Source organism: Paenibacillus pasadenensis DSM 19293 (genome assembly GCF_000422485.1).
Lineage (GTDB): Bacteria > Bacillota > Bacilli > Paenibacillales > Paenibacillaceae > Paenibacillus_O > Paenibacillus_O pasadenensis.
Genome location: NZ_KE383849.1, coordinates 175,918 through 198,495, shown reverse-complemented (window position 1 = coordinate 198,495; position 22,578 = coordinate 175,918). Strand labels below are relative to the sequence as shown.

22 protein-coding genes are annotated in these 22,578 nt (G+C 63.2%); 17 read left to right on the top strand and 5 right to left on the bottom strand.

What is annotated here, in order from left to right; translation table 11 throughout:
* Positions 1 to 40 precede the first annotated feature (40 nt).
* Positions 41 to 523: a DinB family protein gene (locus H582_RS0115175; RefSeq protein ID WP_028599204.1), complete on the bottom strand. Its 483-nt coding sequence runs from the start codon at positions 521 to 523 to the stop codon at positions 41 to 43.
* A gap of 115 nt (positions 524 to 638) precedes the next feature.
* Entirely contained in the window at positions 639 to 2,261 is a 1,623-nt protein-coding gene (locus H582_RS0115170) for a stalk domain-containing protein (RefSeq protein ID WP_028599203.1), read from the bottom strand.
* A 174-nt stretch (positions 2,262 to 2,435) separates the two neighbouring features.
* On the opposite strand from H582_RS0115170, the gene H582_RS0115165 reads away from it, so the two are divergent.
* Positions 2,436 to 2,930 (top strand): DUF6933 domain-containing protein, encoded by a 495-nt coding sequence (locus tag H582_RS0115165; protein WP_028599202.1) that lies wholly within the window; start codon positions 2,436 to 2,438, stop codon positions 2,928 to 2,930.
* Positions 2,931 to 3,001: 71 nt separating this feature from the next.
* On the opposite strand, the gene H582_RS0115160 is transcribed toward H582_RS0115165, so the two are convergent.
* Entirely contained in the window at positions 3,002 to 4,435 is a 1,434-nt protein-coding gene (locus H582_RS0115160; protein ID WP_028599201.1) for a SpoVR family protein, read from the bottom strand.
* A 160-nt stretch (positions 4,436 to 4,595) separates the two neighbouring features.
* Between H582_RS0115160 and H582_RS0115155 the strand changes: the two genes are divergently transcribed.
* The 12 genes from H582_RS0115155 to H582_RS0115100 all read left to right on the top strand — a co-directional run bounded on the left by H582_RS0115155 (position 4,596) and on the right by H582_RS0115100 (position 16,743).
* Positions 4,596 to 5,171: a Uma2 family endonuclease gene (locus H582_RS0115155; RefSeq protein WP_028599200.1), complete on the top strand. Its 576-nt coding sequence runs from the start codon at positions 4,596 to 4,598 to the stop codon at positions 5,169 to 5,171.
* Positions 5,171 to 6,061 (top strand): aminoglycoside phosphotransferase family protein, encoded by an 891-nt coding sequence (locus tag H582_RS0115150; protein WP_028599199.1) that lies wholly within the window; start codon positions 5,171 to 5,173, stop codon positions 6,059 to 6,061. The genes H582_RS0115155 and H582_RS0115150 overlap by 1 nt, the downstream gene beginning before the upstream one ends.
* Positions 6,062 to 6,211: 150 nt before the next feature.
* Positions 6,212 to 6,859: a TetR/AcrR family transcriptional regulator gene (locus tag H582_RS0115145; protein WP_052333311.1), complete on the top strand. Its 648-nt coding sequence runs from the start codon at positions 6,212 to 6,214 to the stop codon at positions 6,857 to 6,859.
* Positions 6,860 to 6,874: 15 nt separating this feature from the next.
* Complete coding sequence (locus H582_RS0115140) at positions 6,875 to 8,071, top strand: YhgE/Pip domain-containing protein (RefSeq protein ID WP_028599197.1); 1,197 nt, start codon at positions 6,875 to 6,877, stop codon at positions 8,069 to 8,071.
* A gap of 124 nt (positions 8,072 to 8,195) precedes the next feature.
* Positions 8,196 to 9,281 (top strand): glycoside hydrolase family 88/105 protein, encoded by a 1,086-nt coding sequence (locus tag H582_RS27830; protein ID WP_052333310.1) that lies wholly within the window; start codon positions 8,196 to 8,198, stop codon positions 9,279 to 9,281.
* A 290-nt stretch (positions 9,282 to 9,571) separates the two neighbouring features.
* On the top strand, positions 9,572 to 9,811 hold the full coding sequence (locus H582_RS0115130; RefSeq protein WP_028599196.1) for a hypothetical protein: 240 nt from the start codon (positions 9,572 to 9,574) through the stop codon (positions 9,809 to 9,811).
* 251 nt (positions 9,812 to 10,062) lie between these two features.
* On the top strand, positions 10,063 to 11,880 hold the full coding sequence (locus tag H582_RS0115125; RefSeq protein WP_028599195.1) for an APC family permease: 1,818 nt from the start codon (positions 10,063 to 10,065) through the stop codon (positions 11,878 to 11,880).
* 221 nt (positions 11,881 to 12,101) lie between these two features.
* Positions 12,102 to 12,980, top strand: a complete 879-nt coding sequence (locus tag H582_RS0115120) for a VOC family protein (protein ID WP_043111445.1) — start codon at positions 12,102 to 12,104, stop codon at positions 12,978 to 12,980.
* A gap of 84 nt (positions 12,981 to 13,064) precedes the next feature.
* Complete coding sequence (locus H582_RS0115115; protein ID WP_028599193.1) at positions 13,065 to 13,328, top strand: DUF3886 domain-containing protein; 264 nt, start codon at positions 13,065 to 13,067, stop codon at positions 13,326 to 13,328.
* Between the two features lie 212 nt (positions 13,329 to 13,540).
* Positions 13,541 to 13,828 (top strand): hypothetical protein, encoded by a 288-nt coding sequence (locus H582_RS0115110; RefSeq protein WP_028599192.1) that lies wholly within the window; start codon positions 13,541 to 13,543, stop codon positions 13,826 to 13,828.
* A gap of 3 nt (positions 13,829 to 13,831) precedes the next feature.
* Entirely contained in the window at positions 13,832 to 14,605 is a 774-nt protein-coding gene (locus H582_RS0115105; RefSeq protein ID WP_028599191.1) for an alpha/beta fold hydrolase, read from the top strand.
* Positions 14,606 to 15,324: 719 nt separating this feature from the next.
* Positions 15,325 to 16,743, top strand: coding sequence for a family 43 glycosylhydrolase (locus H582_RS0115100; RefSeq protein WP_043111409.1), 1,419 nt, complete (start codon positions 15,325 to 15,327; stop codon positions 16,741 to 16,743).
* Between the two features lie 82 nt (positions 16,744 to 16,825).
* On the opposite strand, the gene H582_RS0115095 is transcribed toward H582_RS0115100, so the two are convergent.
* Together H582_RS0115095 and H582_RS0115090 are read right to left on the bottom strand one after the other, a co-directional pair.
* Positions 16,826 to 17,161, bottom strand: coding sequence for a type II toxin-antitoxin system PemK/MazF family toxin (locus H582_RS0115095; protein WP_028599189.1), 336 nt, complete (start codon positions 17,159 to 17,161; stop codon positions 16,826 to 16,828).
* Positions 17,158 to 17,424: an AbrB/MazE/SpoVT family DNA-binding domain-containing protein gene (locus H582_RS0115090; RefSeq protein WP_240479028.1), complete on the bottom strand. Its 267-nt coding sequence runs from the start codon at positions 17,422 to 17,424 to the stop codon at positions 17,158 to 17,160. Before H582_RS0115090 ends, H582_RS0115095 begins: the two co-directional genes overlap by 4 nt.
* A gap of 235 nt (positions 17,425 to 17,659) precedes the next feature.
* Between H582_RS0115090 and H582_RS0115085 the strand changes: the two genes are divergently transcribed.
* The 4 genes from H582_RS0115085 to H582_RS0115070 all read left to right on the top strand — a co-directional run bounded on the left by H582_RS0115085 (position 17,660) and on the right by H582_RS0115070 (position 22,566).
* Entirely contained in the window at positions 17,660 to 18,958 is a 1,299-nt protein-coding gene (locus tag H582_RS0115085) for an ABC transporter substrate-binding protein (RefSeq protein ID WP_028599187.1), read from the top strand.
* 109 nt (positions 18,959 to 19,067) lie between these two features.
* Positions 19,068 to 19,955, top strand: coding sequence for a carbohydrate ABC transporter permease (locus H582_RS0115080; protein WP_028599186.1), 888 nt, complete (start codon positions 19,068 to 19,070; stop codon positions 19,953 to 19,955).
* Positions 19,956 to 20,795, top strand: a complete 840-nt coding sequence (locus tag H582_RS0115075) for a carbohydrate ABC transporter permease (protein ID WP_028599185.1) — start codon at positions 19,956 to 19,958, stop codon at positions 20,793 to 20,795.
* Positions 20,796 to 20,820: 25 nt separating this feature from the next.
* Positions 20,821 to 22,566: a family 43 glycosylhydrolase gene (locus H582_RS0115070; RefSeq protein ID WP_028599184.1), complete on the top strand. Its 1,746-nt coding sequence runs from the start codon at positions 20,821 to 20,823 to the stop codon at positions 22,564 to 22,566.
* Positions 22,567 to 22,578 lie beyond the last annotated feature (12 nt).

The following is a 22,578-nucleotide window of genomic DNA, read 5'->3' as shown; positions in this document are numbered from 1 at the left end:
AAAAGAAATCCAAGGCTCTCATAAGCCTTGGATTTTTTGTTCAGCCGGCGTTGGCCGCTTGCCGGTTCAGCTGGCGGCGGATCGCCTGGACGGCTCCGATATGCAGTCCTTCGTGAAAGATCGTGCGCACAAGCACTTGCTCGATCGTATGCATCCCCATCTCCGTCGGCGGATAGCTCTCCTCGAGCCGATCGCCGTACCGCTCCCTCAGCTGCAGCGGCTGCTGCCGCAGCAGCTCCAGCAGCTGGCCGTACGAGGGGGTCTCGGCCGTGAAAAGGCTCGGGTTCGTGCCGTATCCGAACCAAGCGGGGAAGCCTGGCGGCAGGGGGACCTCCTCCTTCGTCAGCGCCCGGATCCACAGGTACTGGTCCGTGAACACATGTCCGAGATTCCAGCGGATGTTGTTGGCGAATCCGTCCGGGATCCGGTCGGCGGCGTCCTCGCCTGCCGCCTCGGCGAGTTCGAGCAGCTCGCTTCGATACGCTTCAAGCTGGTTGAACAACACTTCATGCCGGGTCTGCATCGCTCATTCCTCCTCCTTTTTCCACGACTACTTTGGCATCAGAGGGCCGAATTCCTCCAGTCGTGTAAAAATCGGGGAGAAAATGTCGCGTCGTCGTCCCGATCAGGCTATGCGCTTAATGCGCGTGGTCATGCTCCTCGCCATGCTCATGCCCTTCGCCGTGGGCATGGCCGCCCGCGCCGAGCAGCTGGATGCCGAGCAGGCTTTCCAGATCATGCTCCTGGATGTAGGCGGAGCCGCCGACGAGCCGGATCGGAGCATGCAGCTCCGCCGCCTTGCCGCCTGCCTTCGCCGTCCGGCCGCCGATCGTCAGCTGCACGGACAGGCCCTCCCCGCTCACCGCGATGCCGGCGCCGGCTTGCCACTGCACGCGCAGGCCGAACGCTGCGGCCGTGCTGCGCAAAGGCAGCCAGGCATGATCGTCCTGCATCAGCGGAGCGGCCGCCAGCGGCACGGATTTATCGCCGCGCTTCAGCGCCGGCTCCGCTGCCGCTGGAGAAGCGGACGGCTCGGAGGCGGACGGCGCATCGTCGCCGCCCTTTTTCTCCAGCAGCTCCAGCCGGGTCGGCTCGCCGCCGACCTCCAGGTAGCGGACGAGCTTGCCGGAGGCCAGCTCGACCTGGGCGATCCGTCCCTCGCCGGGCAGGCTGACATAGGCGTAGCGCGCGCTCGTGGCGATATCCGGCAGCACCGCCTTGTCGACATGCTCATGGAAGTCGGCGCTCCAGCCTTTGCCGATCGCCGTCGCGCGCAGCAGGCTGCCGCTGGCCGAGTCGCGGATCTCCAGCATGCCGGATCGGCGCAGGCTCAGCAGGTACGCCTGATCCGAGGACACCGCCTGGCGGATCGACGGCTCGATCGCGACCGTCTCATACGCATAGGGCTGGCGGCTGGCGTCCAGCTTGTACAGCAGCGGCAGCGTGCCTTCCGTGTAGCCCCAGAACACGCGGTCCTTGCCCTCCAGGAAAGCGGCGACGCGCTGCTTCTCCGGATAGTCGATGCGCGCGACGGCCTTCGCCGTCTCCGCGCCCTGCGTGCCGACGACCAGCGTGCCGTTCTGGCAGCCGAACAGCAGGCGGCCGCTCGGCTCGTCCTCGGCGATTCCGTGCAGCACCGGGCAGCCGGGGATGCGCGTCTTTTCCTGGCCGCTCTCGAGGTCGAGCACCTGGACGAAGCCTTGCTGCAGATGGCCGACGTAGAGCAGGCCGCCCGCCTCGGCATAGTGGTAATGGGCGTTGCCCGCCAGCGCGAGCTTGCGTACGCTCACGCCGTCCAGCGAGTCGAGATCGCCGCTGAGCAGCAGCAGCTCCGCTTTGGATTCGTTGGCGATCGTCGGCAAGCCGGCCACGGGATGCGAGCTGTCGGGCGAGTAGCCCTCGAACGTGCGTGAGACGATCGGAGGACGGGCGGCGCCGGTCGCCGGATCGAAGCCGGTGTTCACGACGGTGACGTAATCCTTGTCCGTGTCGCGGCCGCGCGTGACGAACAGATGGCGGGCGTCCGGCGCCAGGCTCAGGCTCATGATCGAGGCCGGCGTGGACAGCCGCGAGACCGTCTTGCCGCTCGGCAGATCGATCGTGACGAGATCGCCATTCTGGCCGTCAGCCACGAACAGCCGGGCTTCGGCTGAGGTGCTTTCCGAAATGCGTTCTACCGTCCCGTGCGCCATGGCGCCGGATGCAGGCAGCAATAGAGCAAGCGCGCTCAGCGAAAGCGCGAATGCGGACAGCTTGTTCAATCCAACCCTCTCCTATATGTAAAAATTACGAACAAGGATGATGCTACAGCTATTCGGCAATGCTTGTCAATGCTTTTTTCAAGGAATGGCGGCTGAAGGATGGACGAGCCGGCGGTGCTGGCCGTATAGTGGAAAGTAAAATCGGAACCGCCGAACGGAAATGAGGACGGAAGCATGATTACGCTGCGAATGACCCAGTCGCTGCTGAAGGACATGAAGGCAAAGCCGGACGAGCAGGCGGCGGACGGCCTGTACAGCTGGCATGCGAACATCATCAAGCTGAACAACCGCAAGCAGATCCTGCTCGTCAATGACGAGACGCTGCTCTGCCTTTTTCTCGAGGGCATCCGCGCCGGCCAGCTCGACAAGCTGCAAAGCGCCTTCGTGCAGACGCTGCGGGAGTACCTGCTGCAGCAAAAGCTGGAGGAGCGGGCGGTAAGCCTCTACCTGGAAGAAGCCACGACTTTCTCCATCGCAAAAACGAACAGCCGCAGCGTCATCGGCACGATGACGGAAATCTCCTTCTTCCAGCGGGATGATTTTGCCCATCCGCTTGACCGCATCGGCTATCATAACCGCATCATCCGAAAGCCGCTGAACTACGACCGGCCGATCGAAGCTTTCCAGAAAGCGCTGTGGCTGAACATGAAAGCAAGAGCGGGCGGCTGACGTCCGGAGTTTCCCTGCTCAGACAAGCAAGCCGTCCCGTTCGCGCGGGGCGGCTTGCTTTCGCTTCCGATTCAGATGAATTTCCGGCTCGTCTTTTTGCCGTCGCAGCTGAAGACGATTTTTTTGTCCTCGACGACCGTCTCCAGATGGACCGCCTTGCCCCAGAGGTTGACGACATGCGGCAAGGTGCGCTCGACGTACTTGAGGTCGAGCTCGACGCCCTCGTACTTGTGCCCGAGGTACAGCTCGCCGACGCGGTTGAAGTCCCCGTTCAGCACCTCGAGCACGGGGAAGCCGCCGTTGATGCGGGAGACGACGAGCTGCTCGCGGACGTTTTTCCACGTCTTGTCGGTGATTTTCCACTCCGGGCCCTTCTTCTCGAAAATGTACAGGTCCATGTCCTCGACGAGCTGCTTGGTCAGGTAGTTGCGGAGGAACGAGATGTCGGAATCGAGCTCGCGCACCTCGAAGATCTTCTCGCGGCCGCGTCCCGGCTTGTAGCCGAAGCGGCGCCGGTCGTCCTCGCTCGGCTCATCCCAGCGCTTCTCGATGTCCTCGAAGATCTTCAGCCCCAGGTAGTACGGATTGAGGCTGCCGCGTCCGGGGATGACGACGGAGGAGTTGAGCTTGGCGAACTCGATCGTCTCCTCGCTCGTCAGGTCCATCTCGCGGATGATGCGCTGATGCCAGTAGGAGGCCCAGCCCTCGTTCATGATCTTGGTCTCCATCTGCGGCCAGAAATACAGCATCTCCTCGCGCAGCATGCTCATGATGTCGCGCTGCCAGTCCTGCATCGTCGGACTGTGCTCCTCGATGAACCAGACGAGATCCTTCTCCGGCTGGCGGGGGAAGCGGTGGGGGTCCGGCTGCACGTCCTGGTCGCCGGCATCGTCCTCGTCGAGCGACCAGAGGTCGTCGTAGGCGCCCGCGGGCGGCGCTTCGGCTTCCTCGGCTTCCCGGCGCAGGAACTCGCCCTGCAGCGACTTGTCGAGCTGGCGCGGCTTCACGAGCGCGGGATCGATATGCTCCTGGATGGCGAGCACCGAGTCGATGAACGCCTCGACCGTCTCCGTGCCGTACAGCATCTCGTACTGCGTCACGCGCTCGGCCGTAGCGGACATGCTCTCCACCATGTCGCGGTTCGTATTGCGGAAGCGGGCGTTGTTTTTGAAAAAGTCGCAGTGGGCGAGCACATGCGCGACGATGAGCTTGTTCTGGATGAGCGAGTTGCCGTCGAGCAGGAAGGCGTAGCAGGGGTTGGAGTTGATGACCAGCTCATAGATCTTGCTGAGGCCGAGATCGTATTGCAGCTTCATTTTGTTGAAGGACTTGCCGAAGCTCCAGTGCGAGAAGCGGGTCGGCATGCCGTAGGCGCCGAACGTATAGATGATGTCCGCGGGGCAGATCTCGTAGCGCATCGGGTAAAAGTCAAGGCCGAAGCCGGCCGCGATCTCCGTGATCTCGTCGATCGCCCGCTCCAGCTGGCGGATCTCGTCCTGAGTCATGTCCGTTCCATCCCTCCGTGCGAAAGTTGAGGTTCATACCCAATCTATGCGACGGTGGACGGGACTATGAGGGATGGGGGCAAGTGCAGTCCCTGAAGAGATGGGGTATACTTTCCCTAGAACGATCCGAGGATGCAGGAACTCGAAGGAGGAGAGACCGATGTCATTTCCGGACGAAAAAGCCGTCTACAGCTACCAGGACTGGCAGACATGGGAAGGAAACTGGGAATGGATCAACGGGAAGGCGTACAGCATGTCTCCCGCCCCTACACCGCTCCATCAGTCCGTCGTCGGAGAGCTCCATTTCGCTTTGCGAGCTTACTTCCAGCGCAGAAGCTGCCAAGTCTTCGTCGCTCCCTTCGATGTCTTTCTCAGCGAAAGCGGTGATTACCGCTCGCCCGATCATGTGGTGCAGCCGGATCTCTCCGTCGTATGCGCCAAGGATCAGATCGGGAAAAAGGGCTGTCATGGAGCCCCGACGCTGGTCATCGAGGTCTTGTCGCCGTCCACCGCCCTCAAGGACTTCAATGAGAAATTCGAGCTGTACCAAAAATATGGCGTCGCCGAATATTGGATCGTAGACCCAGGCAACCGTGCCGTCCATGTGTTTGCGCTGGCAGATGGCGAGTACAAGGTCAAGGAGCTGTATATGGATAAGGGCAGCGTGCCCTCCTTTGTATTCGAAGGGTTTCAAGTCCAGCTGGAAGAGCTGTTCCGCTTGGAGGCGGATGCCTGATGGGGACGATCGGCATCACCTCCGACCTCGTCCAGAGGCTGATCGCCCGCCAGTTCCCCCAGTGGAGCCGTCTGGAGGTGCGTCCGGTCGACGAGAGCGGCCATGACAACCGCACGTTCCGCCTCGGTCCGGAGCTGGCCGTCCGCCTGCCGAGCCATGAGCGCTACGCATCCGCCGTGGAAAAGGAGCAGAAATGGCTCCCCGTCTTTCAGCCGCATCTGACGCTGCCGATCACCGTGCCCGTCGCCAAGGGCGAGCCGGATGAGGAGTATCCGCTGCCCTGGTCGGTCAATCGCTGGCTGGCCGGCGAGCCGGTCTCCCGTGCCGCGATTCGCGATAAAATCGAGTTCGCCGAGGATCTTGCCGCTTTCCTGCTGGAGCTGGAGGCCATCGACGCGACGGACGGCGTGCCGGCAGGCGAGCAGAATTTTCATCGCGGCGGCGATCTCGCGGTTTATGAAGACGATGCCCGCTCCGTGCTGGCGAGGCCGGGCGCTCCGTTCGATGCCGCGCTGCTGACTGAGGTCTGGGAGAGGGCGCTGGCGGCGCCGTTCTCCGGCCAGCCGGTCTGGCTGCATGGAGACGTCGCGGTCGGCAACCTGCTGGCGAGCGGCGGCCGCCTGAGCGGCGTCATCGACTTCGGCACGATGGGCGTCGGCGACCGGTCCAGCGATTTGGTGATGGCATGGAATTTTTTTGATGCCCCAAGCAGAGCCGTGTTCCTGGGGCGCATGGCCGCCGACGAGGGCGTGATCGACCGCGCCCGCGGCTGGGCGCTCTGGAAGGCGCTCATCACCTACGAGTGGCATGAAAAAGGCTCGGAGCTGTCCGAATGGGGCAGGCGCGTAATCGATGAGATCGCGGCGGAGCATCGCGGCCGGCGGAGCTGACGGATCGTCGGCTATCCGGGCCGATAGGAGGGGGACAGCGTTCGGGGCCGGCATCCGGCGCCGAGCGCTCTTGACCGTTGCGCAGCGGAGTGATATAACCCAGTGAGTAAGTACTTACTTTTGAATCGGGAAGAATGAGGTGAACGGAGGTTGACCAGCAACCTGTTCCAGGAAATCCTGCTCTCCGGCGCATCCAAGCTGACGGTCAAGCAGGAGCGGATCGTCGAGGCGGCCATTCAATTGTTCGCCGAAAAGGGCTATTCCAATACCTCGACGGCGGAAATCGCAAAAGCGGCCGAGGTGTCGGAGGCGAGCATCTTCAAGCAATACGGGACGAAGGAGAAGCTGCTGCTTCATCTGCTCGTCCCTCGCGTCAAGGAAATCTTTCCGGTCATGGCGGAAGAGGTCATTGGAAGCATCGTCCGCACCAACTCGTCGCTCGAAGGGTTCCTGCGGGCGTTCATCCGCAACCGGGTCGATTTCGCGCTGGAGAACAAGGACATCCTCCGCGTCCTGATCAAGGAGCTGATCTACAAGGAAGAGCTCAAAAACGACATCCTGCCCTATCTGGCCGATGTCGCGGCTTCCCGGCTCATTCCGGTCATCGAGCTGTTCCAGCAGCGGGGGGAGCTCATTGAACTGCCTCCAGCTATGCTGCTCAAAAATCTGTTCACGTTCGTCGGCGGATTTTTCGCTTCGCGCCTCGTGCTCCTGAACCAGGACGTCATCGAGGACGAGGAGATCGAGGAAGCGGTCCGCTTCCTGCTCCGCGGAATTGGAAATCCATCGTCTATCTAAAGGGAGGATCCTGACATGCAAGCCAAAGAAAAAAAGCTCGTCCTGCTCGCGCCGGTCATCGCGCTGCTGATCGTATTCGTATTCTCGCTCACGCTGTTCCCGAGCGTGCAGATCAAGCCTCGGCAGCTGCCGATCGCCGTCGTCAACGAGGATCAGGGAGTCGAGATCTCCGGCCAGCCGAAGCTCAATATGGGCGAGACGATCGTCGAGACGATCCGGCAAGCGCCGACGGCCCCCGGCGAGGAGCCGGCTGTCGAGTGGGTCGTCGTGAAGGATGAGGACGCGGCGCGGCAAGGCCTGAACGACAAGGACTATTATGCCGCGCTCGTCATCCCGCAGGATTTCAGCGCCAAGCAGGCTTCGCTGCGGACTCCGTCTCCCTCGTCGCCGGAGCTTCGGATCTACCTCAATCAGGGCTTGAACGCGGCGGCGGCTACCGCGGCCGGCCAAGTGCTGAACGGCGTCGTCGATACGTTGAGCGAGAAGATCCGCGCGCAGGTGCTGGATGCGTTCCAAGCCCAGGGAGCGACGCTGTCGCCCGACCAGGCGGCCGCGCTGGCCGTTCCGATCGCCAAGAAGGTGACGAACGTCAACGAGATCGGCACGAAAAGCGCAAACGGCAACGCGCCGATCTCGCTGTTCCAGCCTCTCTGGATGGCGAGCATGGCCTGCTCCGCCGTCCTGTTCCTGGCATTCGGCAAATCCGCGGCCTCCGATCGCAAGCGGTCGCTCGCGACGAAGCTCGTCCACATCGGCGCGGGAGCCGTCGTGGCGCTGCTCGTCGGCTTCGGCTTCGCCTGGATCGCGGAGGCTATGATCGGGCTTGCGATTCCGCAGTTCGTCGATACGGCTTTGTTCCTCGCGCTTGCCTTCTTCAGCTTTTTCCTGCTCATCACGGCCGTGGTGTCCTGGCTGGGGCTCAAGGGCATCGCCGTGTTCGCGCTGATGCTGTTCTTCGGCGCTCCGCTGCTCGCTCTGGCTCCGGAGATGATGTCGCCGTTCTACCGGGACTGGATCCATCCTTGGCTGCCGATGCGGTTTATGGTCGACGGACTTCGGGAGCTGTTCTTCTTTGGCAAAGGACTGAGCTGGAATCATGCCGTCGCCGCGCTGACCTGGATCGGAGCGGGCGGAGCCGCCGTCACGCTCGCTTCGGCTCTCAAGTCCGGCGCAGCCGAGAAGCGCCGCCGCCAAGACTCTGCTTTTCGCTGAAACAAGTCGGATATCTGTATGTCATCCCGCTCGTGAAGCCGTTATAATCCATTACAAACGACAGCATGCGGACGGAGCAGGCCGAATGTCCGCATGCTTTTCAGGAAATGGAGGGCTTGGACGGATGAACATACTGGCTTCCGCGGACCGGCTGAACCAGGTGGCGGATCGGGTGGTCGACTATACGTTCGGGATGGATCTGACCTGGGACTGGCCGGGCGGCGTCGCGTTTTACGGCGTCAGCCGGGCATACGAGGCGACGGGCGACAAGACGTATCTGGAGCGGATGATCCGCTGGGTCGACGAGTATATCGAGGTCGGCCTGCCCGGCTGGACGGTGAACACCTGCGCCATGGGGCATATGCTGCTCACTCTGTACGAGGAGACGAAGGATCAGAAATACCTCGACATCATCCTGAGCAAGATCGATTATTTGGAAAATCGCGCGCTGCGGTTCGGCGACCGGGTGCTGCAGCATACCGTGTCGTCCAAAAACGACTTTCCGGAGCAGTGCTGGGCGGATACGCTGTTCATGGCGGCGTACTTCATGCTGCGCGTCGGCGTCAAGCTGAACGAGAAGCGGCTGATCCATGACGGGCTGCATCAGTTCCTGTGGCACATCAACTACTTGCAGGACGAGGACAACGGCCTCTGGTACCACGGCTACACCCACGTCCACCAGAACCATATGTCCGGCATCCACTGGGCGCGCGCGAACGCCTGGGCGGCCTATACGATGTCCCGAGCCGCCGGCGAGGTGCCGGAGGGCTACCTGTATCCGCCGATGATGCATATCTGGAGCTCGTTGCGCGACCAGCTCGCAGCGCTCAAGAAGCTTCAGAAGGACGACGGCCTGTGGGGGACGGTGCTGGACTGCCCGGATGCGTACGGCGAGGTGTCGGCGACAGCGGGCATCGCCGCGGCGATGGTCCAGCAGGGCAACCCGCTTCATACGAAGTACGTTCAAAAGGCTCTCGACGGCGTGCTGGCGAATATCGCCGACAACGGGCGGGTCCGAAACGTGTCGGGCGGCACCGCCGTCATGAACGACGTCGACGCTTATCTTCAGATCGACCGCAAATGGGCGCAGGGCTGGGGCCAGGGACTGGCGCTCGCGCTCCTCTCGTCCGTCATCCAGCGGGCGGCAAAGCGGAATGAAGCCGCAGCGGCCGGGCCGGCGGAAGAAGAGGCGGCAAGCGCAACGGAATAGAAGGACAACAGCGTCGGCGGATCCCGCCGGCGTTTTTGCTTGCGGGGAAAAAAAGCGGCCCGCCGGTGGCAGCCGGCGAGCCCAAGATGATGCTCTATTCAAAGGGGGGTCATGTGTTCATTTTAAGCATCGAATCTTAAACCAACCTGAAGAAAAAATCTCAATCCCGTTACATCTCGTTTACAAATGAAACTGCCGGTGGAAAACAGGTTAAGCCGAATCGGGCCTCGCGGGGGAAGAGACGCGCCTCTATGATGGAGGGAGATGCAGAATAAAGGAGCAGGAACGACATGGCAATCGACAAGCGCGGCCGTCTGAACGAAGAAATATTTACCTATAAGCGCACCAAAAACAACGGGATATTCCTCTATTGGAATGGCAAACATGTAAAGACTCTCGCCGGCAAGGCAAGCGACAGGTTCTTGAGCGCGATTGCAGGCCAGGACCATAAAGGAACGCAGCTCGTCATGGCCAAGCTGACCGGAAACTTCAAGCACGGCAACGAGAAGGACGACAAGTCCAGTCATTGAGCCGCCTCCGCCGAAGAGCTCTTGCCGGCTGCAAGGGCTCTTCGGCGCGTTCAGGCCGAACGGGACGGCTCGAATTGCGTTTCGGAAGGATGGTTTTCGGTTGAAAGGAGAGAAGCAAGAAGCTTAGGTGTAAATGTTTATTTACAGCGATAAGGGCCGGGTGTAAGATACATCATGGCTCCGGCGCAGACGGGGCCGCCAGCACTCAACCATGTCAAGGCGCAGCGCGCGCAAAGGGGAAAGCAAGCATGATGGCAAACCGAATGAAACGGCTGCTGATCGGCCGGCCGATGAAAAGCAAGGAGCTCGAAGGAGAGAAGCTGGGGCGGCTTAAGGCGCTCGCCATCCTGTCCTCGGACGCTTTGTCCTCCGTCGCCTACGGCACGGAGCAGATCCTGATCGCCTTGATGGTCGCCGGCTTCGCCGCGGTCTGGTACAGCATCCCGATCTCGATCGCGGTGCTCGGCCTGCTGCTGATCCTCATCCTGTCGTATCGCCAGACGATCTTCGCCTATCCGATGGGCGGCGGCGCCTATGTCGTGGCCAAGAACAACCTTGGCACGACGACCGGCCTGCTGGCCGGCGGCTCGCTGCTGATCGACTACATCCTTACCGTCGCGGTCAGCGCCTCCGCCGGCACCGATGCGATCACGTCGGCGTTCCCGTCGCTGCACGACCACCGAGTGCTGATCGCGACGGTCGTCATCCTGTTCCTCACGCTCATGAACCTGCGCGGCGTCACCGAGTCGGCCTCGGTGCTCGCGATTCCGATCTATCTGTTCGTCGTATCCATCTTCGTGCTTATCGTCTCCGGCGTCATCCGCTACCTGACCGGCGGAGCCCATCCCGACATTCCGGAGCTCGGCACGGCCGTCAGCAACGTCAGCCTGTTCCTGCTGCTCAAGGCGTTCAGCTCCGGCTGCTCGGCGCTGACCGGGGTCGAGGCGGTGTCCAACGCCATTCCGAACTTCAAGCAGCCGGCCGAGCGCAACGCCGCCGCGACGCTCGTCATGATGGGCCTCATCCTCGGCGGCATGTTCCTCGGCATCAGCGTGCTGGCGTATTGGTACGGCATCACGCCGAGCCACAACGAGACGGTCGTGTCGCAGATCGCCGCCTCGACGTTCGGCCGCGGCTTCCTGTACTATTTCATCCAGGGCGTGACGGCGCTCATCCTGTTCCTGGCGGCCAATACGGCGTATTCGGCGTTCCCGCTGCTGGCGTTCATGCTGGCCAAGGACAAATACATGCCGCATGCGTTCATGGTGCGCGGCGACCGGCTCGGCTTTTCCAACGGCATTCTATTCCTCGCCGCGTTCTCGATCGTGCTCGTCGTGCTGTTCGGCGGCGATACGGAGAACTTGATCCCGCTGTACGCCGTCGGCGTGTTCATCCCGTTCACGCTGTCGCAGCTCGGCATGATGGTGCGCTGGGTGCGGCTGCGGCCCAAGGGCTGGGGAGGCAAGCTCGCGATCAATACGGTCGGCATGCTGACGACGCTGGGCATTACGCTCATCTTCATCTTCACGAAGTTCTCCCAGGTGTGGATGGTGTTCGTCTTCCTGCCGGTCGTCATGTGGCTGTTCCTGCGCATCCATCGCCACTACGTCAAAGTCGCCGACGAGCTGCGCATCGACCTCGCCGCCGACAAGCCGGTCATCAAAGGCAGCACGGTCGTCGTGCCGGTCGCCGGCATCACGCGCGTCGTGAGCAACTCGATCGGCTACGCCAAGTCGCTCACGGACAACGTCGTCGCCGTCTACGTCGGCTTCGACGACGACTCCATCGAGCGGATGGAGGCCAAGTGGGCGGAGTGGAACCCGGGCGTTCGCCTGATCGTGCTGCGCTCCAGCTACCGCAGCATCACGCGGCCGCTGCTCAAGTTCATCGACACGGTCGAGTGGAAGACGGCGGAGACCGACCATATTACGATCCTCATCCCGCAGTTCGTGACGAAGCACTGGTGGCAGCACATCCTGCACAATCAGACCGGCCTGCTGCTGCGGACGTATCTGTTCAACCGCAAGGACATCGTCATCGCGACGGTCCCTTATCATTTGAAGCATTGACGAGAGACAAGAGCGCTCCGCTCCGATCTCCTGCGGCCGGCTCGACTTTGAATGAAGCCGCTCGAAATGGATACGATAGGGAAGAGCCGAAAAGGGACGAGGCGGGCGCTGCTCGCAGCGTCCCTTTTTCATGGGAACGAATCGGATCCGCTGACGATTGCATCTATTTACTTTATGTATTATACTAACTAAAAATAAGTAACTAATGAGGTGCATCCATGATGAATAATCCTTTGCAGGGCTCGATCGATCCCGCCGTCCGCATCGGCAAGGTCCGGCTCAAGATCCGCGACCTGGACCGTTCCATCGCCTATTATCGCGACATCCTCGGCTTCCGCGTACTGAGCCGCAGCGGCGGCGAGGCCGCGCTGGGCCATGCCGGCTCGGACGAGGCGCTGCTGGAGCTGGAGGAAAGGCCGGATGCCGCGGCGGTCGACCGCCGCTCGGCGGCCGGACTGTATCATTTCGCGGTGCTCGTGCCGGATCGCCGGTCGCTCGGGCTCGTGCTTCGCAACATGGCCGAGGCGGGCATCCACATCGGCCAGGGCGACCACTGGGTGAGCGAGGCGCTGTACATCACCGATCCTGACGGCAACGGCATCGAGATCTACCGCGACCGTCCGCGCAGCGAGTGGACGTACGACGAGAGCGGCCATGTGCGGATGGGCACCGATCCGGTCGACGTCGAGGGCTTGCTCGCGCTGGCGGAGGGCCAGCCGTGGGAAGGGCTGCCGGACGGCACGGTCATCGGCCATGTCCACTTCCATGTGGCGGAGCTGGAGGCGGCCCGCCAGTTCTACTGCGGCCTGCTCGGCTTCGATCTGATCGTCGACGGCTGGCAGTCGATGGGGGCGCTGTTCATTTCCGCCGGCGGCTATCACCATCATATCGGGCTCAACATCTGGGCCGGACGAGGCGCCAAGCATCCGCCGGAGAACGCCGTCGGCCTGAAGTTCGCCACGATCCTGTTCCCGGACGAGGCGGCGCGCCAGGCGGCGGCGGACCGGCTGCGGGCAGGCGGCGTCGACGTTCGCGAGGCGGAGGGCGGCCTTGAGGTCGTCGATCCTTCCGGCATCACGCTGCGCCTGTCGATCGGCTGAGCCGAGCGCGGCAGATGCCGGGAGGGGCGCGCTGTGGTATAATCGCCTGCGAGCAAGCTAGACGCGAGGGGAGGATGCCGCAATATGGCCAAAAAGAATCGGGGCCGCGCGCCGGAGCCGCGTCCGGAAGCGGCGGCGAAGCCGGCGACGCTGAAGGATCTGCTGCCGGCGGAGCTCGTCGACCGCCTGAAGAACCAGGCGGGAGACATGCGCGCGGAGCAGGAGCGCGTCCGCGAGGAAGAGCGCCGTCGCGCCGAAGAAGCGCGCAAGGCCGAGCAGAAGCGCAACGAGAGCAGCATGGAGTATCTGCTTGAGAACAGCAGCATGGACTGGAAGAAATTCAAGTAGAATCGAGCCCTTTTTCCGCATGCTCTGCGGCGGATGGACCCTTTCCTTTCCGGCAAGGCCCTTCCCTTCCATAAGGGAGGGCCTTTTCGTTGTTTCACTCGGACTCGCGGTGGTAATAAAGGAAGCGGACGGCAGCGAGGGCTGCCCGGCTCGGAGCGAAACGAGCCCATCCGGACCGAAACGAACGCGAGAAATCAGGAGGTACGACAACGATGAATTCCATGATGATGATGAACGAATACAGGATGCAGGACGATCGGCTGAGCCAAGGCTTTGCCGCCAGCCAGGCGGGGCCGGGGGAGCTGGAGGAGCTTGAGCTGACGCTGGCCGAGATGCGCCAATATGTCGAGCGCTACCCGGAGGACGAGACGGGGGTGCTGCATCTGCAGCAGTTCGAGCGCAAGCGCGCGGCGCTCGCCGGCGAGCTGGAGCTGCTCGATGCGGCGATCCTCGCCTGCTCGATCGGCGGCGCGGAGACGGCCGGCTCGCTGCAGGTCTAGACGATGAGCGAAATTGCCAACTCCCAGTCCCGCCCGAAGCGCCGGCGCAGCACCAAGGCGGCGATGTGGATCGGCGCCTCGCTGCTCCTGCTGGCTGCGGCCGGACTGATCGCGCTGAAGGCGCTGAGCTACGGTCCCGCTGCCGAGGCCGAGGAAGCGCTGCGGGCAGCCGACGTCGAGGTCGAGCAAACCGACTCCTTCATCGCCTTTGTCCCGACGGGCGATCGCAAGAGCCCGTCCGTCCTGCTGTATCCCGAAGCGCTTGTCGATGAGCGCAGCTACGCGCCGCTGGCGCTTGAGCTCTCCCGCCGAGGCTACCCGGCCTATCTCATCCGCATGCCGCTCGACCTCGCCGTGCTGGGAGGGAGCCGCGCCGACGGGGTGCTGGACTCGGCCCGGGACGGGAGCTTTGTCATCGGCGGCCATTCCCTCGGCGGCGTGATGGCGGCCCGATATGCGGCGGAGCATCCGGACCGGCTGGCGGGCGTGTTTTTCCTCGCCTCCTACCCCGACCCCAAGGGCGACCTGAACGGAAGCGGCCTGAAGGCTCTGTCCGTGTTCGCGACGAACGACGAGGTGATGGACCGCGGCGATTGGGGCCAGGCGAAGCGCTGGCTGCCGCCGGACACGGCGTACGTGCCGATCGAGGGCGGCAATCATGCCGGCTTCGGCGCTTACGGCGAGCAGCGGGGCGACGGCAAGTCGACTCTCCCTGCAGGCGCGCAGGCGCGTCACACCGCCGAAGCGATGGCCGCGTGGCTGGAAAGCCTGCCGTGAAAGCGGTCCTCCCGCAAGGCGCATGGCGCAGAGGAATGGAAGCAGCAAACGAGACGAAGCCGCAGGAAGCGGCTTCGTCTCGTTTGCGTTGCATCATTTTCTTGACGGCGCGGCTCGCCTGGCGGAGAAGCTTCGTTGCGGCCTGGCCGGTTCGCTTGTCGTCTCCGTGCTGGCTTGCAAGCCAGCAGCCGGAATGATGCCAACGAGCAGCTGAACTGCTGCCGGCAAGCAGCCGGAATAATGCCAATGAGCAGCTTGAACTGCTGCCGGCTGACGGCATTCCGCGGCAACGATCCCTGGTGCGCTTAGAGCCCCATATTCCGCCTTCATGATCGACTAACGACGCGTCATACGCTTAAACCGCTCCGACGCCCCCATTTCGCTCATTTTTTTCGTCTTTTTAACGGCTAAGCCCGCCACGCGTCGTTAGGCATGGAAATGGCGTCATTTCAACCTGCTAACGATCTGATTCGTCGTCAGCTCCCTGGCTTCGGCAAGAGAATTGCTTCGGCCGCTCGAGCCGCCGCTGAATCGTTCCAGATGGACGATGCCGATTCCGTCTAGAGCCGGTCGGCTTGCCCATTTGCGGCCATTTCCATTCCACGATCTAGAAATACGTCCGGCATCTGCAAAAGGATGTCCTGGAAGCGCTTCCCTGAACCGAGTAGACTGGGCTTGGCGCATCTCGCATATGCGACCATCCCAAGGAGGAATCGATCATGATCAAACGCCTCGCCCTGATGGCCCTCGCCTGCTTCCTCGCCGTCACGCTGGTGCTGCCGCTCGGCGCCGAGCGCGCGCATGCCGCCCCGGTCTCGACCTTCTTCAACGTCATCAAGCAGGACGGAGCCGATCCATGGATGTACAAGCATACGGACGGCTACTACTATTACACGCAGACGACGGGCGGCAACATCACGCTGTCCCGCTCCAGGACGCTCAGCGGCATCGACGCCGGCGAGAGCGCCGTCGTCTGGACGCCGCCCGCAGGCACGATGTACAGCTCCAACCTATGGGCGCCCGAGCTGCACTATCTCGACGGCAAATGGTACGTCTACTTCGCCGCCGACAACGGCAGCAACGAGAACCATCGCATGTACGTCCTGGAGAACGCCAGCGCCAATCCGATGACCGGCAGCTGGACGCTCAAGGGCAAGATCAGCGACGCGACCGACCGCTGGGCGATCGACGGCACCGTGCTGACCGTCGGCGGCAGCCGCTACTTCCTCTGGTCGGGCTGGGAGGGAACGGTCAACGACAAGCAGCATCTGTACATCGCGCAGATGAGCAACCCGTGGACGATCAGCAGCGCGCGCACGCGCATCGCCACGCCGACGTACAGCTGGGAGACGAACACGACGCCGCAGGTCAACGAAGGCCCGCAGGTCATCGTGCGCGGCAGCACGATCAGCCTCGTCTACTCGGCGAGCGGCAGCTGGACCGACGGCTACTGCCTCGGCCTCATCACCGCCGGCACGTCCGCGAACCTGCTGAACGCTTCGTCCTGGACGAAAAAGAGCACGCCGATCTTCGCCAGCGCGAACGGCATCTACGGCCCCGGCCACCACAGCTTCACCAAGTCCCCGGACGGCGCCGAGGACTGGATCGTCTACCACTCCGCCCGCTGGCAGGGCGCCGGCTGGACGCGCCAGGTGCGCGCGCAGAAGTTCGGCTGGAACGCCGACAATACGCCGAACCTCGGCTCCCCCGCCGCGCCGAATGCGCCGATCGCCGTTCCGTCCGGCGAGCCGTCCCGCGAGCGCTATGAGGCGGAGAACGCCGCGCTCGGAGGCGGCGCGGCGGCGACCAACGAGGCCAGCGCCTCCGGCGGCCGCAAGGTCGGCTACATCGATACGGCGGCGAGCTACGTGCAGTTCACGGTCAGCGCTCCTGCGGCCGGCTGGTACGTGCTCGCAGCGCGCACCGGCAACGGCACGAGCGGCCAGCCGTGGGCGATCCACGGGCTGTCGGTGAACGGCGGAGCGGCCTCGAACTTCTATGTCGCCTACTCCGGCTGGAACAACTGGGGGACGTCCACGGCCAAGGTCTATCTGAACGCCGGCTCGAACACGGTGCGCTTCACCCGCGTCAGCAACTACGCCGAGATCGACAGCCTGGATCTGTTCCCGAGCCTCTGACCGAAGCCGGCAGCCTCGAGGGATGCCGGCGCAGCGTCTTGTTTTTGGAACGACTCCATCGGAGTCCATCGAAAGATGAGGGTCAAGCCAAAATGGAGCGGACATTCTGAAGCACGCTCTTGAAAAAGTCCGATTCCGGCGCCGCGTTCCCGACGACCTTGATCTTCCTTTTCCGAACGTCAAGGCTCTTGAATTGATCGGTCAGGACAACTCCGGAAAACGCCAGGCCTTCCGGAATCGGCACTTCAAACGCATAGTCTTTGGCTTGATTGGTGATGGGACATACAACGGCAAAGCCGGTAAGCTCGTTGAACAAAGCTTCCGACAAGACAAGGGCGGGGCGGCGGCCTGCCTGCTCTCTGCCTGCCTGCGGATCAAAATCGAGCCAGACGAGATCGCCGCGTGCGGGAAAGGTCAAATGAGCTCGTCTCCTTCGATTCCCAAGTCGATCTCCTCATGCCGCGAGGAATCCGGCTTGATTTTCGAGAGCAGCATGTTCAGATGCTCCCGCAATTGTTCGTTCGCATCCGTCTGATTCAGCGGACGCAGCAAGATGCAATTATCTTCCGTCAGCACGGCTTCCATTTCCGCGCCTTCGACCAGATTCATCCTCTTGAGAAACTGGTTCGGAATTCGGATGCCGCTGCTGTTGCCCCAACGGCTGAGCGTTACCGTCGTCATAAGGACCCTATCCCTTCGTATTTGATGGCTCAATTATATCGCCCTCCTCCCAATTTGTATATCCACAGGATATACATATAAGCGGGTTTAGATTCCTCTTTCCGAAGACAGGACCTGTAAAAATGTCCACTTCATCTGTAGAAGCGCCATTTTTCAAAGCGTCTCCTTCCCTTACGATAAGGCTATCCAACGAGCCTCGCTCGTGGAAGACCGACATAAAAGGGGAGTATCTCGGATGAGCAAACGCAACCGGAAAAAAGCCTCGATCCTCGCCATGACGCTGATGGTGCCGCTTCTGGCCACCGCCTGCTCGGGCAACGGAAACGGAAATGGAAACGGCAGCGGCAGCGCGGCCGAAAATCAGTCCTCCGGAGGAGGAAGCGGCAAAGCGACGGAAATTCTGTTCTGGTCTCCTTTCTCCGGCTCGGACGGCCCGTTCATGAAAAAGATCGTGGACCAATACAACAGCTCGCAGGACGCCTACAAGGTGAAATTCGTCATCCAGCCGAACGGCGAGTACTACAAGCAGCTCGACGTCGCGCTCAGCACCGGCAAGGAGCGGCCCGACCTGATGATCATGCACGTCGACTCCGTGCCGACGTACCAGAGCAAGGACCAGCTGCAGCCGGTCGACGACCTGGCGTCCCAGGCCGGCATCAACGCCGCGGACTTCGCCGAGGCGCCGATCAAGTACGCGACGATCGACAGCAAGCTGTACACGATCCCGCTCGACATCCACCCGGCCGTCATGTACTACAACAAGGATCTGTTCGAGCAAGCCGGCATCTCCGCTCCGCCGACGAACCGCGCCGAGTTCGACGCCGCCGTCGAGAAGCTGACGAACAAGGACAAAGGCGTGTACGGCTACGTCGTGCCGACGCTGTGGCCGCAGCAGTTCATCTTCCCTTCGCTTGTCTGGCAGAACGGCGGCGAGCTGTGGAACGGCTCCGACGTGGCGTACAACTCGCCGGAGGCGGTCGAGATGGTGCAATGGCTGCGGGATATGGTCGAGAAGGGCATCTCCCCGGGCAACGTGCAGCAGGACGGAGAGAACACGCTGTTCCTCCAGGGCAAAAACGCGATCCAGTTCAACGGTCCGTGGATGAAGTCGCAGTTCGACGAAGCCGGCCTGAACTACGGCGTCGCCGTCATGCCGCAGATCGGCAAGGCGAAAAAAGCGGTCTACGCCGGCTCGCACGGCTTCGTCGTGCCGAAGGCGGTCACGGATGCGGATAAGCTCGCCGCGATCGGCGACTTCCTCAAGTTCGTCTCCGGCGACTCGCTCGCTTGGGCGGAGTCCGGCCAGGCGGTCGCTTCCAACAAGGTGCTGGAATCGCCGGAGTTCAAGGCGCTGGAGTTCCAGAGCACGGTCGCCGGCAGCTTCGCCGACGTGCAGTTCGCGCCGAACGTGCTCAACTGGGGCACGATCGTCGAGCCGCTGTGGGGCGAGCTGAGCAACGCGATCCTCGGCAAGAAGCCGGCCCAGCAGGCGATGGACGACGCGGTCGCCAAGTCCCGCCAGGCGATGAAATAATCCGGCTTGCCGGGAAGCGAAAGCGGAAGGACGGCAGAGCGGGCTGTGCGCTCTCTCGTCCTTCTTTCCTTCTCGCCCGCCCGCTGCCCATGAAAGGAAGGACCCATCCATGAAATGGACCTCGCGGCTCACCTCGTTCCTGTTCGTGCTGCCCTATCTGGCCTGCTTCGGCCTGTTCCTGCTGTTCCCGATCCTGTACGGGGTCGTCATCAGCCTCCAGGACTTCGAGCTGCTCTCGAGCGAGCATGCGTTCGTCGGCCTGAGCAACTATATCTCCATCCTCACGCCGGGCACGTACGAGAACAGCCTGTTTTTCCGCGGCCTGTGGACGACGGCGCAGTTCGTCCTCTACTCGGTGCCGCTGCTCATCTTCGTCGCGCTCGCCCTGGCCATGCTGCTGAACGCGCTGCCGGCGCGCGTGCGCGGGCTGTTCCGCACGTTCTACTTCCTGCCGTACGCGCTCTCGGCGTCGGTCATGGCCGTCATCTGGCTCATGATGCTCGATACGAACGCCGGCTTCATCAACAGCCTGCTCGCGCGGCTCGGCTTCGCCGGCATTCCGTGGCTCACCGACACGCCGTGGGCGTGGGTGTCGCTGATCGGAGCGACGATCTGGTGGACGATCGGCTTCAACATGATCATTTTCATCAACGCGCTCAACGAGGTGCCGGAGGAGCAGTACGAGGCGGCCTCGATCGACGGGGCGGGCGCCTGGTCGAAGTTCGTCTCCGTGACGCTGCCGACGATCCGTCCGGTCATGCTGTTCGTCATGATCACCTCGACGATCGCCTCGTTCAACATCTACGCGCAGCCGTTCCTGCTGACGCGCGGAGGGCCGGGCGACACGACGCGCGTGCTGCTCATCAACGTGCTCGACCAGGCGTTCGCGCGCAAGGACGTCGGCTCGGCGTCGGCGATGGCGATCCTGATGGCGCTGCTCATCATGGCCGTGTCCGTCGTGCAGTTCAAGCTCACCAACCGAAAGGAGAAGGCTTAGATGACGACTTCGAAACGGAACCAGGCGATCCTTCTCCTGCTGGCCGCGATCATCGCCGCGGTCATGGTGCTGCCGCTGATCTGGATGCTCTCGACCGGCTTCAAGAACGACTTCGAGGCGCTGTCCGGACGGATGGACTTCCTGCCGCGCAAGCCGACGCTCGACAACTTCCGGCAAGGGCTCGGCGGCGAGCTGATGAACACGCCGGTGCTGCGCTGGATCGCCAACTCGCTGTCCGTCGGCGCCATCGGCACGGCGATCGTGCTGGTCATCGACTCGATGGCCGCCTTCGCGCTGGCGCGCCTGACCGACCTGCCGCTGCGCCGGCTGCTGCTGCCGATGTTCATCGCCTCGCTGATGATTCCGGGCGTGCTGACGTTCCTGCCGATGTACATGGAGTTCAACGCGCTCGGCCTCATCAACACGTATCCTGCGCTCATCCTGCCGGCGACGGCGGGCGCGTTCGGCGTGTTCCTGCTGTACCAGTTCTTCCTCTCGTTCCCCAAGGAGATCGAGGAGGCCGGCCGCATCGACGGCGTCAACAAATGGCAGCTGTACGCCCGCATCCTCATGCCGTCGGCCGTGCCGATCCTGGTGACGCTCGGCATCTTCACGTTCATGGGCATCTACAACGACTTCGTCTGGCCGCTCTACGCCACGACGTCGCCGGAGATGCGCACGATTACGGCCGGCATCGCGATGATGGCGACGGGCAGCTACACGCAGAGCTACGGCAAGCTGATGGCGATGACGACGGTCGCCGCGCTTCCGGTCGTGCTCATTTTCATCCTCGGGCAGAAGTCGTTCGTCCGCGCGATTACGAGCAGCGGCGTCAAATAAGGCAGCTTAGAAGGAGAACGAGGCGATGCGGCTGAAAAGGAATCGAGGGACGGCGACGCTGCTGGCGGCGCTGCTCCTGCTTTTGATCGCGGGAGGAGGCTATTGGATGTGGAGCAAGCAAGGACATCCGGATGAGACGGATGCGTCGTACGCCGGACACGGCGGCACGTTCAAGAACACGCTGGCCGAGATCGACACGCCGGACCCGAGCGTCGTCCATCACGGCGGATTCTACTACATGACGTTCACCCATGGCGGCACGGACATCATGGTCATGAAGTCGCGCACGCTCGACTTCCGCTCCGCCGAGCGCAAGGTCGTCTGGCATCCGCCGGTCGGCACCGCCTATTCGGCGAACCTGTGGGCGCCGGAAATCCAGCATGTGCGCGGAAAATGGCTGATCTACTTCGCGGCCGACGACGGCGACAACGCCAACCACCGCATGTACGCGCTCGAAGCGGCGACGGACGACCCGATGGGCGAATACGCCTTCAAGGGCAAGATCGCGGACGACACGGACAAGTGGGCGATCGACGGGCTCGTCATGGAGCATGAGGAGCGGCTGTACTTCATCTGGTCGGGCTGGGAGGGCGACGTCAACGAAGCCCAGAACACGTACATCGCTCCGATGAGCGATCCGCTCACGATCAGCGGGCCGCGCGTGCTGCTGAGCCGTCCCGACCTGGACTGGGAAAAGGCCGGCGGACCGCCGTACATCAACGAAGGGCAGTCGGTGCTGCGCCGGGACGGACGCGTCCATATCGTCTATTCCGGCGCCGGCAGCTGGACGCCGTACTACAGCATCGGCGCGCTCTCGCTGCGCGAGGGCGGCGATCCGCTGCGGGCGGAGGACTGGAGCAAGCATCCCGAGCCGCTGCTCGCGCCGGACGCGGAGGCCGGCGTGTACGGGCCGGGGCACAACTCGTTCGCGGCGTCGCCGGACGGGACGGAGACGTGGATCGTCTACCACGCGACGAGCGGCGAGTCCGACGGCTGGGCGAACCGCAAGGCGCGCGCCGCCAAGGTCGGCTGGACCGCGGACGGCCTGCCGGACTTCGGTCCGCCGCAGCCGCTGGAGGCGGCGATCGAGGCGCCGTCCGGCATGGGCGTCCTGCGGGCGGAGGACGCGCGGCCGGACGGCGAGGAGCTTGTGTTCAGCGACGTCGTCTCCACCGTCGAGACGGTCGTGCCGGTGCTGCTCCACTACCGGATGGCGGAGGGCGGCGCGGGACGCATCTCGCTGAGCTCCTCCGCCGGCAAGGCCGAGACGGCGGAGCTGGAGCCGACCGCGACGGGAGCAGTCGGCTATGCCTACGCCGAGCTGAAGCTGCCGGAGGGCGGCGGCGAGCTGCGGGCGCGGGCGAGCGGCGGAGCGGAGCTGCTGGCGCTGGAGCTGCCGCGCTTCGAGGCGGAATGGGGCGAGATGCTCGGCGGCGCGGAGGAGAACGAGAACGTGTTCGCCTCGCGCGGCGCTGCCGCGCTGCTGCATGAGGCCGGCGCCGGCGTGCGGCTGCCGAACGTGCGCGTGCCGAAGTCCGGCACGTACACGGTGTCCGTGGCCGTGCTGAACCCGGCGGACGGCTCCAAGCTGGAGATATCCGCAGGCGGCGCGAAGCGGACGCTCGACATCGAGCCGCAGCAGCGGGGCGAGCTGCGGATGTACGAGGCGGAGCTGAAGCTGCCTGCCGGCGCGAGCGCCATCGAGCTGACGGCGCGGGCCGGCAGCCTGCGCGTCGACTTTGCCGACATCTGGATTCGTCCCGGCGGTTGACGGCAGCCGCCT

Coding starts and splice junctions, on each gene's coding strand:
- H582_RS0115175 (WP_028599204.1), bottom strand. CDS start 523: ATGCAGACCCGGCATGAAGTGTTGTTCAACCAGCTTGAAGCGTATCGA.
- H582_RS0115165 (WP_028599202.1), top strand. CDS start 2,436: ATGATTACGCTGCGAATGACCCAGTCGCTGCTGAAGGACATGAAGGCA.
- H582_RS0115160 (WP_028599201.1), bottom strand. CDS start 4,435: ATGACTCAGGACGAGATCCGCCAGCTGGAGCGGGCGATCGACGAGATC.
- H582_RS0115155 (WP_028599200.1), top strand. CDS start 4,596: ATGTCATTTCCGGACGAAAAAGCCGTCTACAGCTACCAGGACTGGCAG.
- H582_RS0115150 (WP_028599199.1), top strand. CDS start 5,171: ATGGGGACGATCGGCATCACCTCCGACCTCGTCCAGAGGCTGATCGCC.
- H582_RS0115140 (WP_028599197.1), top strand. CDS start 6,875: ATGCAAGCCAAAGAAAAAAAGCTCGTCCTGCTCGCGCCGGTCATCGCG.
- H582_RS27830 (WP_052333310.1), top strand. CDS start 8,196: ATGAACATACTGGCTTCCGCGGACCGGCTGAACCAGGTGGCGGATCGG.
- H582_RS0115130 (WP_028599196.1), top strand. CDS start 9,572: ATGGCAATCGACAAGCGCGGCCGTCTGAACGAAGAAATATTTACCTAT.
- H582_RS0115125 (WP_028599195.1), top strand. CDS start 10,063: ATGGCAAACCGAATGAAACGGCTGCTGATCGGCCGGCCGATGAAAAGC.
- H582_RS0115120 (WP_043111445.1), top strand. CDS start 12,102: ATGAATAATCCTTTGCAGGGCTCGATCGATCCCGCCGTCCGCATCGGC.
- H582_RS0115115 (WP_028599193.1), top strand. CDS start 13,065: ATGGCCAAAAAGAATCGGGGCCGCGCGCCGGAGCCGCGTCCGGAAGCG.
- H582_RS0115110 (WP_028599192.1), top strand. CDS start 13,541: ATGAATTCCATGATGATGATGAACGAATACAGGATGCAGGACGATCGG.
- H582_RS0115105 (WP_028599191.1), top strand. CDS start 13,832: ATGAGCGAAATTGCCAACTCCCAGTCCCGCCCGAAGCGCCGGCGCAGC.
- H582_RS0115100 (WP_043111409.1), top strand. CDS start 15,325: ATGATCAAACGCCTCGCCCTGATGGCCCTCGCCTGCTTCCTCGCCGTC.
- H582_RS0115090 (WP_240479028.1), bottom strand. CDS start 17,424: ATGACGACGGTAACGCTCAGCCGTTGGGGCAACAGCAGCGGCATCCGA.
- H582_RS0115085 (WP_028599187.1), top strand. CDS start 17,660: ATGAGCAAACGCAACCGGAAAAAAGCCTCGATCCTCGCCATGACGCTG.
- H582_RS0115080 (WP_028599186.1), top strand. CDS start 19,068: ATGAAATGGACCTCGCGGCTCACCTCGTTCCTGTTCGTGCTGCCCTAT.
- H582_RS0115075 (WP_028599185.1), top strand. CDS start 19,956: ATGACGACTTCGAAACGGAACCAGGCGATCCTTCTCCTGCTGGCCGCG.
- H582_RS0115070 (WP_028599184.1), top strand. CDS start 20,821: ATGCGGCTGAAAAGGAATCGAGGGACGGCGACGCTGCTGGCGGCGCTG.